At 69.8% G+C, this 9248-nt stretch carries 9 protein-coding genes; 5 read left to right on the top strand and 4 right to left on the bottom strand.

What is annotated here, in order from left to right; genetic code table 11:
* The first annotated feature begins 10 nt into the window (after nt 1-10).
* Both P3H78_RS32360 and P3H78_RS32355 read left to right on the top strand, forming a co-directional pair.
* Nucleotides 11-493 carry a lasso peptide biosynthesis B2 protein gene (locus P3H78_RS32360; protein ID WP_276112755.1) on the top strand — a complete coding sequence of 161 codons (483 nt, stop codon included), beginning with the start codon at nt 11-13 and terminating at the stop codon, nt 491-493.
* Nucleotides 477-1061, top strand: a complete 585-nt coding sequence (locus tag P3H78_RS32355; protein ID WP_313884440.1) for a GNAT family N-acetyltransferase — start codon at nt 477-479, stop codon at nt 1059-1061. The genes P3H78_RS32360 and P3H78_RS32355 overlap by 17 nt, the downstream gene beginning before the upstream one ends.
* Before the next feature lie 385 nt (nt 1062-1446).
* Here P3H78_RS32355 and P3H78_RS32350 read toward each other — a convergent pair whose 3' ends face one another.
* The 3 genes from P3H78_RS32350 to P3H78_RS32340 form a co-directional block, all read right to left on the bottom strand.
* Nucleotides 1447-2007: a hypothetical protein gene (locus P3H78_RS32350; RefSeq protein WP_276112753.1), complete on the bottom strand. Its 561-nt coding sequence runs from the start codon at nt 2005-2007 to the stop codon at nt 1447-1449.
* Nucleotides 2008-2088: 81 nt separating this feature from the next.
* A complete protein-coding gene (locus P3H78_RS32345; RefSeq protein ID WP_276112752.1) occupies nt 2089-3384 on the bottom strand; it encodes a M14 family zinc carboxypeptidase in 1296 nt (431 codons plus the stop codon).
* A 241-nt stretch (nt 3385-3625) separates the two neighbouring features.
* Nucleotides 3626-3853, bottom strand: coding sequence for a hypothetical protein (locus P3H78_RS32340; protein ID WP_438828080.1), 228 nt, complete (start codon nt 3851-3853; stop codon nt 3626-3628).
* Between the two features lie 392 nt (nt 3854-4245).
* On the opposite strand from P3H78_RS32340, the gene P3H78_RS33680 reads away from it, so the two are divergent.
* The 3 genes from P3H78_RS33680 to P3H78_RS32330 all read left to right on the top strand — a co-directional run bounded on the left by P3H78_RS33680 (nt 4246) and on the right by P3H78_RS32330 (nt 8578).
* A complete protein-coding gene (locus tag P3H78_RS33680; protein WP_498073056.1) occupies nt 4246-4506 on the top strand; it encodes a putative WhiB-interacting protein in 261 nt (86 codons plus the stop codon).
* A gap of 2973 nt (nt 4507-7479) precedes the next feature.
* The gene (locus tag P3H78_RS32335) at nt 7480-7650 is read left to right on the top strand and encodes a hypothetical protein (protein WP_276112751.1); all 171 of its coding nucleotides are present in this window, start codon (nt 7480-7482) and stop codon (nt 7648-7650) included.
* 265 nt (nt 7651-7915) lie between these two features.
* A complete protein-coding gene (locus P3H78_RS32330; RefSeq protein WP_276112750.1) occupies nt 7916-8578 on the top strand; it encodes an NUDIX hydrolase in 663 nt (220 codons plus the stop codon).
* A 13-nt stretch (nt 8579-8591) separates the two neighbouring features.
* Here the strand turns inward: P3H78_RS32330 and P3H78_RS32325 are convergent.
* A partial coding sequence (locus P3H78_RS32325; protein ID WP_276112749.1) for an NsdA family TPR-like regulatory protein occupies nt 8592-9248 on the bottom strand: 657 nt, incomplete at its 5' end.

Raw genomic sequence — 9248 nt, 5'->3', positions numbered from 1 at the left:
GACATCAGCGCTGGCCGCCTCTTCGGCAACGGCCAGTTGGGGCAGCACCGAGCATCCCGCGGGCGTCGTACGGCCGCCGCGCGGCCCGTTCGCCGAGACACTCTCGGCCGCGGCCGCGCTCACCGTCGCCTTCGCTGCCACCCGCCGACAATCCACCGGCATGCGTCGCACCCTCACCCTGCTGTCCGCCGCCGATGCCCGCACCGTCCGGGCCGCGACCCTCCGAGAGGCAACCTGCGCCGTGAGCGCGGTGCGGCGCGCCGGCTGGTATTCCCCCGGACGCACCGCGTGCCTGGAGGAGTCCGTCGCCGCGGTCCTGCTGCTCGCCTCCCGGCGCCTCGGCGTGCGCTGGTGCCACGGAATCGCGTCCGACCCGATCCGACTCCACGCCTGGGTGCAGACTATGACCGGCGACGACGTCGCCGAGCCGTTCTCGACCCGCGCCTACACCCCGCTGCTCACGAACGGAGACCGTCATCACCAGCCCCGCTGACCCGATCATCTGGCTGCGCGCCGAGACCTGCGGGCTCGGCCCGTACCGCGCCGACCTCGTCGAGACGTACTGGCGCTGGGAGCAGGACCCCGCCCTCCTGGTCGGATACGGGCGCCAGGCGCCCGAGTCCTTGGAGGCCCGTACCGAGGGCATGGCCCACCAACTGCGCGGCGAGAACATCCGCTTCACCATCTACGATCTCGGCGACTCCGAGCCGACGCCGGTCGGCGTGGCGACCCTGCTGCCCGACCACGGTGTCCGCACGGCCGAGTTCGTGATCATGCTCGGTCCGGAGGCCCGTGGACGGGGCCTGGGCTCTGCTGCGACCCGGCTCGCCCTCGACTACGCGTTCCACGTCACGAACCTTCGGATGGTCTGGCTGAAGGTTCTCGTGCCGAACATGGGCGCGATCCGCGCGTACGAGAGGGCCGGGTTCCAGCGCGTCGGCGCGATCCGGCAGGCCGGCTACTGGCTGGGGCAGGTGTGCGACGAGCTGGTCATGGATGCGCTGGCCTCGGACTTCGTCGGCCCGACGGTCGTCACCCCCACGACCGGCACGGCTCCCTGAGCTCTTGGGCCCCGGCCCGGTCGCATCCCGGCCGGCGACCGCACGGTGCGCACTGCGGTGGGCGCCTGCGCGCGAGGAATTGACGTGTTCGACGTAGTCCGCCAGGGGGCGAATTCCCAGACGGCGCGCAGTTCCTCGACCGCGGCCGGAGCACGCGCAGCGGGTGCGGGACGAGGCGGCCGTCGGCGCCGCTCGTCACCTGGGTACCGAAGGTCTGCGGCTGCTCGTGCGCGATCTGCACCCGGTCGTGCAGCAGCGTGGCCGCTGAAGCTCTCTCGGGCGTGCAGCACGCGGACGGGGTGAAGCGGTGCATCCCCGTCACTCGATCGGGTCATCTCCTCGGGAATTCACGCCGAGGGGCTAGTCGGCACGGCACAATTCGGGTCTAGTTGTGCGGGATTCGAGCGCCGGTGCGCATCTTCACGAACTGCTGGATGGTGCTCCTGATCTGGGCTGCGCCGATGGGACCGATGGTCTCGCCGGTCTCGTTGTGGTGCCGGGTGACGAAAGCCTTCACCAGGTCATCCCACTTCTCGAATTCGATGAGTTCCGCGCATCCGCCGCAGGCGGTCCAAGGCGTTTCGTTCATCGCGCCGGTGGTGTCGAGCACGTGCTTGCGGTCCGGGGAGACGTAGACGGGGCGTGCCGCGGCGAGCGGGGCAACTTGGTAGGACCATACGACTCCTCGGCCTCCGCAGAAGTCGCACTGGACCTCGTCCCACACCCATACGAGGTCAGGCGCATGGTCTTCATCACGTTCGGAATGGCGGTGCTTGATCACCGAGTCCGAAGCAGCGCCCGCGTGGAGGTTCTCCAAGCGGATCAGATCGTCACCGCAGAGCTGGCACAGTGCCCTTCGATTGCGATCCTCGTACGGAGTCGCACGATCGGGATTCATCTGCTGCGGGCGTACCCGACGCTGCTTGTTGGCCTTCCGACGTCCCATCCCCACACACTATCGGGGTCCTACATGCCGGCCGTCCCCCTCAGCTGTGCTCCTGAGACCTCTCGGTCATTTTGTGCCTGCTCACCGGGCGAGCATTCTGGCAACGCCGAGGATCGTCTCGAGCTGGTAGCCCACAACCTGGTGCAAGGGGATCGGCGCGGGCTGCAGGGCCTGCTCCGCCGTACGGAGCCAGATGCTGAACTGCTCCTCGACGAGGCTACGTTCCTGGAGCAGCGCCGGGTGGTCGGGACTGGCCGCGAGCTGGGCGTCGATGTGCTGGAGCAGCATTCCCGAGGCGCGGAGCGGGACCAAGAGGTTCAGGTCCTGATCGGCGCTCTGAGCGGGGTTCTCGCGGGAGATGCGGGCCATGAACCTCAGGATCTTCACCACGTCCCGCACCGCCGGAAGGTACGGGGTGCTCACGGTGGTGGCTGGCTCGATCCGGTCCAGGACGCCGGCGCACAGTTCTGCCGCGGCTTCCCGAAGGCGGGCGCCGTTCTCCGCTGAGAGCGTGACGGGCTTCGTGCGCCACATCGGGACTTCGGGGATGACGCCCAGACAGCCCTTCCGGAGGGCGGCGTAGTGTGCGCTGCTCGCCCCCGCGGGCCGCCACTCCTCGGGGTCGTCCGGCCCGCTGGCGGGCGGAGGCGTGGGCTCGGTCATGACGAACACGCCGTCTCCGGGGCTCTCCAGGCCGATGCAGTCGCTCGGGATCGCTTCCAGCGGGAGTCCGTTACGGCCTGCGGCCTGGGCGAGAATCGCGACGAGTTCCTTCTCGCCGCGGGTGACCATGTAGAAGCTGCCGCCGGATTCCGAGGAGTGCAAGTTCACGACGGCGTCGGGCTCGGCGGCGTCGATGACCTTCATGAGCGCCTGGGTCTCGGGGAGCTGCGCGGGGCCCACGCCGTCGAAGGGGAAGGTCCAATCCGGCTGGTCCGGGCTGGCCGGCCGGTAGAAGCCGCGGTGGAACGCCTCCATCGTCGGCGGCCAAGTGCCCTTCAGCCAAGTCTCGTTCAGCAGCAGCCCGTCCGGATCACTGGACGGGACCAGGTACCAGGTGGCTCGCTCCCGCTCGGCGGGGTGCGCGAGCACGTACTCCGCGAGCGTGATGATCGTCTGCCCGCCGATCGGCTCGTTGGCGTGGCTCCCCGCGACGACCATCATCTTGAGCGGGCCGTCGCCGATGACGAGGAGCGGCAGGTCTTCTCCCCCGCGCGACGTGCCCGCCGAGGACACGCGGCACTGATCTGGGTGGTCGATGGCGAACGAGCTGACCGCCTCCTGGAGTTCGCGCCAGGTGGGCGGCCTGGACGCTGTTGTGTACGGAGTCGGCTGGCTCGGTGGGCTGTCCGTCATGGTCCTCGGGATCGAACTCATACAGGGGGTCCTCTGGGGAGTCAGCGGTGGACGCAGGTGGATCTCTGCAGTCTCGGTGGGCTCAGATAGGGGCGCGAGGTGATTGCCGAAACTTGCGCGCGATTCCGGTGTGACGGCGCGAACTTGCCGAATCTTGCGTGAACAAATCGGGCAAGCAGCGGGATCGTCGGCGCCCATGCGTGCTGGAGCATCCATGGCCTGTCCGCCGATCCGGTGCGGATCGGCGGACAGGGGCCGTGGCTCAGGTGAGGGTGGCCGACCAGCCTCTCCGGGAGAAGGTGGCTGCTCCGTCGGAGGTGATGGTCACCTTGGCGCCGTGGATGGGGAGGTCGCCGTCCACGGCGAGCCAGGTGCGGATGCGTTCGAGTTCGTCCCACAGCCGCCGGGTCCGCCTTGGTGCACGGTCGGGGAGTGGACGGGTCCGCCAGGGGCGAGGTAGCCGCCGCGCCGGGGATGTTCGATCAGGCACATCCGCGAAGATGCCCCGAAGCGCGCGAAGAGGAACGCGCTCGCGGTCTGATGCCGGATGGGGCCCATGGCGTACCTCCCGTGACGAGCGTGGGGACTGTTTCAGGTCTTCCCCGGAGACGCCCGTCCACAGCTCCACGTCGGCGTCTCTGCGCCCTCTCCGTCGTAGGTGCGACGCGGCGGCGGGGGTCAGTCCCGCCGTCCGGGACGCGGAGCCAAGTCGTGTCCCGTTGAGCGCGATCTTTCGACTGAGCGCTCGGATCGAGTCGACGGATGCAGACAAGCTGGTCGCAACCAGTCAAGCAGCGGTCCGTCCTGCCCAGGGCGAACTCAACTGCTGCGACCGGCCGCCGCCGGCGCGGTGCCCCCTGACGCTCGCGGACCAACGCCTCGATGCCAGCAGCAGTGCCCCATCCTCGCCGTCACAGAACAGGACTTGTCTACATGCATTCTCTTCCGGAGGCGCTCGTGTTCGCCGCCGTAGACGAACGGCTGCGTGAGGCTGAGCGCCAGCGCCTGATCAGTCGCGCCGTCGCAGCGCGTCGGCTGCAGCGCCGGGTGGCTCGTGAGGCGAGGCGAGATCGCAGGGTCTTGAAGCAGCTTCCGCCCCATCAGGTTCCGGCGAACATCGTGGTGCAACGCCACTCGTCGTGAGGGCGCGGCGCACATGATGGTTGCCCCGCTCGGGGTGGAGGCGTTCAGGTCTTCAACCGGCATGCAGCACCGCCTGCTGATCCAGCCATCCGAAAGGTTCGTCTTCCGGCAGTGGGCGGTTGGCCAGGGTGCTGAGGCGGGTGGTCCAAGTGCCTGAGTGACGCGGCCTCGAAGCCTGGCCGGTCGCCGCAGGGGTGGTCCCGCGGGTGAGGCGCAGGTACACCTTCCGGCCCTCCTCGCTCAGCGGCGCCAGCTCCTCGGCGGAGCGTGAGCGGGCTTCGGATTCGCAGGGCGGGCACATGCCGGTGGTCGGATGAACGTGCCTCCTGGTGCCGCAGGGGCCGCACACCGTCAGCCGCGCGTGATCGTCTGAGCAGGGGCCGCAGATCCGGCCTGCTGTGAGCTCGCGGTCCTGACCGCAGTCACGGCACGGGGCCGTTGTGCGGCCTTCCCTGCGTGCCTGGCACGGCGCGCAGGGCTGGGCCCCGGTGCGCCTTCCGTGGAAGGTGTATCCGCAGTCTGGACAGCGTGTGACCTGGGGAAGTTGCGACAGAAGCCAGCCCAGTGGGCTCACGATCACGCCGCGGTCGTCGGCCGCATCGCCTGGCGTTCCCACCGTCATGGGCGCGAGCCGTGCCTGGAGCTGGGCAGCGAGCGCGACAGGCGAGGTGGTGCAGAGCACCGCGTTGATCGCAGCAGCGGCCGTGACCAGTTGGCTGTGATTGAGGACATCGCGGATGGGACTGACCGCAGCGAGAACCTCACGGACCCCGTGCCGGAACGTCCGCGTCGGGGCGCCTGGTTCCGCTCGATCACGGCGAGCAGCGCTCCGTCGTTTCGAGGTGGCCGCACCTGGCGCTGCCTCCGCAGGGCGGGCAGGTGAGGTGGTGTGTATCGGAGGAGTGTTCCTCGCGCGCGCACGCGCGCTTCCGGCGACGGTGGTTGCCCATCCAACGGCTTCGCCGGAGATCCAACCACTATCCGGAACTTGAGCAGGGTGGCCAGGTAGAGGTGAGTGGTGTGTGTGGAGGTGTGCAGCAGCGTCGTGGCCCCGAGTTGCGCCAGGAACGTGCTCGTGAGGTGGCCTGATCCCTTGGGGGCGTTGGGCCGACGGATCGTCGCGAAGTGCAAGATCGCCGAGTGCAGTACAGGCGTCCTCCCTCTCGCCGGATCGTGCCTCGGCTACGGGCAGAGAACTCGGAGGCGCGTCAGTGGAGTCGTCGTGACGCCGCGAGCTCGGCTCACACTCCGGGGCGGACTCCGGCCCTGCTGCCGCCGAGCTGGCTGCCGACTCCGTTCGAGCACGTCGAGGTGCGGCCTCGGGGCGGGAGCTGGAGGCGGAGGGGCACTTCGACGAGCGGCGGCGCAGAGCTTCGGCCAGTGCGGGGAGCACGACGCGGCTCTTGCCGTCCATGCCGGTCGCCGTTGCGGTCTGGGTGATGGCCACGGCTCCGAGGGTGGCCAGCCGGCCCAGCACCTTGGCCCCGGCGGCGGGAGTGACGGCGAGAAGGCGGGCCACGGTGGTGGCGGGGCGCCCTCGGCGTGCGTCGACTGTTCCGGGGCACAGTCGTAGGCGACCGCGGTCGGTGGTGTTGAGGGCCATGAGGAGCAGGGCCAGGCGGTCGGTGGCGGCACCGCGGCCGGTGCGCTCGGCGAGGAGCCCGGCGGGGGTCGCGGTCTTCTGCGGGTCGGCGGGCTGCCATCCCGGGCCGATCAGTGCCTCCAGGAAGCGGAGCAGGGTGGCGAGTTCGGGGCGGGTAAGGGCCAGCGGGTGAGTGATGTGTCCGTCGCGCCGAGCGCGCCACATTGGCATGACGACGCACTCAAGCCCGCGTGTCCGGGCGGCGGCATCGGTCAGCGGGCGGGTGGCCAGCAGGCTGCTGGTGCGCAGTGCCGGCAGGACGTCGTGGGCGACGGTGGACTGGCTGACGCCGAGCCAGCGTCCGAGCTCCGAGGCCCAGATCCGTGCCCTGCCGTCTTGTGCGGATGTCTTGGCCATCAGGACCACGAGTCCCAGGGCCGCCGCGTCCGTCGCCCCGGCCTTTCGGGCCTCGGTCACCGCCGCCGTAACGGCGGTGCGCAGCCGGCGCCGCATGGCCTTGCCCAGTCGCAGGGCCTCGGCTGGCTCGGGGTATCGGTCGCGGGGCAGGGTTGCTCGTGACGCCTCCGATTCAGGCGTGCCGGGGTGACCGGAGGAACCGTGTCCCGGGGCTGTCCGGTTCGGGTGCCGCGTCATCGCGTCGCTCCGCGCACCGGGCCGACCGCGATGACCGCCGTCCAGTGGGCATCGCCTTGGACACCCTCATACGGCGTGCGGGCAGGAGGAAAATCTGGGACATTCTGCGCTTTCTCTGCCATCTGGACACGCCAGAGCTGACAGAGGGCAGCGCGATGCTGCACCATGTCTAGGAGCCTCGTTCTGGAGAGAGGGAGGCAACACGAAGCCGCGCTGCGGCTTCGAGATCCTCGTCGGATCAACTCCCCCGGCTGGACCGGCTTTCGGGCCCACAACCAGCAGGGGTCTTCGCTCGGGTTGCTGCCGAGCGGTGACGGAAGGGCCGGAGTCAGGTACGCCAATACCTGGCCTGGCCGCAGGGCGGTGCGCCCGTCAGGGCGCCGCCACTTCTTCGCGACTACATCACGTCCGCCCCTCCCTCTTGGGAGCGGAGGCGGCGCCCATCACACTGGGCCGTTTCAGGGCAGGCACGCCTGCCCTGAAACGGCCCAGTGTGCTGCTGGGAGTTGAGCATGTCGTCACCTGGCTCTTGAGTGGTGGAGGTGGCGGTCAGCAGGGGCATCGGTCCGCGATCCCGGCTGCAGCTCCCCGTGCTTGCTCAAGGCCGGGGGCGTCTCTCCGACGAGAGATCTTTCCGACGGGCAGCCTACGCCATCTCTCCCGCTATGCGCACCCTCATCAACATCATTTGTGGGTAGCGCAGTTGGCTGGCCGACGGCTCTGCACCCCCTCCTCGCATGGTGGTTGGTGGGGCCTTCGACGTCGAAGGCAAGGCCGCTGGGCTGTCCGGTGGGCGGCTGCTGCGTCCGGGACACCTGGGCACCCCCAAGAGGCCTTCCACCGTGCTCACCCACTTCCTGGTCGCCGGTCTGTGGCCGCTGCTGGTGGTCGGCCACACCGCCAACTGATGCGTACGCCGACCTGCGCGCCGGGCAGTGGTCCGCAGCCGGCGACGGTTCGATCATCGAATGGCGCCGGACGGCAATCCAGGTCACCTGGGATATCCACGGTGGGTAATCGGGCCTGCGGAGGGCCGTGGGGTGGTGAGACTGATGACGCGCAGGGCGAGACACCCGTACGTCCTGCGCGTTGCATCGACCGGCCCTGGTCCCCATGACCGGCGGCATCCGGGCCGCATACGCTGACGGCATCACCCTCACGGAGGAAGTTCAAGTGCGTTCTAACAACCACCCCGCCGCTGACGGCCAGGAGGCCAACCTCCCGGGCACCCAGGGAGCAGAGTCCGAGGCGGTGGCGCTGTCCCCCGGAACCATGCCGCTGGAGGACCGGAGCACGGCGTGGCAGGTGCACGGCGAGACGCCGATCTACGACAGCGAGTGGATCAGGCTGACGAGTTGCGATGTGGAGACGCCCGACGGCCAGCGGTTCGACCACCACAAGGTCGTCCTGAAGGCGGCCGCGGTGGTGGCCATGGTGGACAAGGACGAGCGGGTGTACATGATGTGGCGCCACCGCTTCCCCTCCAACATCTGGAACTGGGAGCTGCCGGGTGGTCTCCTCGACCCGGGCGAATCCGCGGACGATGCCGGCAAGCGCGAGCTCCTGGAGGAGAGCGGCTTCGTGGTGGACGGCGCCTTCGAGCACGTGGCCTCGTTCGAGCCGATGATCGGCATGGTGACGAGCCCGCACGACATCTACATCGCCCGTGACGTGCGGAAGGTTGCGGAGCCGACCGAGGTGAACGAGGCCCAGCGCGTGGCCTGGATCCCGCTCGACGACATGCTCGGCCTGATTGCCCAGGGGAAGATCGCCAACAGCGGCACGCTCGTGGCGGTCCTCTACCTCCTCGCGACCCGCAAGGGCCAGGACCGCTGACGCGTCCTGCGGCCTACACCGTCTGCAGGATGTTCTCGATGCGGCGCCGCTGGCGCTCGGAGTGAGTGACCAGGGCGAGCTCCTGGGCCAGACCCGCCTGGCGGCGTGCCTCCTCGAGCTCGCCACGCCTTTGCAGCACCACGGCCAAGTCGCAACGCACTCCCGCCTCGGCGCGGTTGAAGCCGTCCATCGCGTCGAGCGCGGCCGTCAGGTCCTGCAGCGCCTCGTCGGCGCCGAGCGTGGCCAGGCAGTTGCCCCGCCACCGGTCGAGGTGCGGTCCGGCCAGGAACAGAAACGGCAGAGCGGGGTCGGCGGGGTCACGGGGGCGGGCGGCGTCGGCCCGGTCCAGGGCTGCCCGGCAGGCGGCGCCCTCGTCGGCGGCCGCATGCGCCTCGGCCTGGGCCGCGTGCAGCCATGTGTCCATCAGCGGAGGAAGCCATCCGCCGGCCTCGGCACGGGCGTGCTCCACCTGCTGGACCGCCTCCTGGACGCGGCCCAGGTCGAGCAGCACATAGGCCTGCTGCGCTGTCGCGTGGGCCAGCAGGGCCGGGGATCCGGCCTCGCGGGCCGCCGACTTGGCGGTCTCGTGCAGCTTCCAGGACTGGACGTAGTTCCCCAGGTCAACGGCCTGCCATCCGGCCAGCGTCGCCGCCTCGGTGAGCGCGGCCGC

The organism is Streptomyces tropicalis, from assembly GCF_029269835.1.
Taxonomy (GTDB): domain Bacteria; phylum Actinomycetota; class Actinomycetes; order Streptomycetales; family Streptomycetaceae; genus Streptomyces; species Streptomyces tropicalis.
This window is presented reverse-complemented; position numbering and strand designations above follow the sequence as displayed.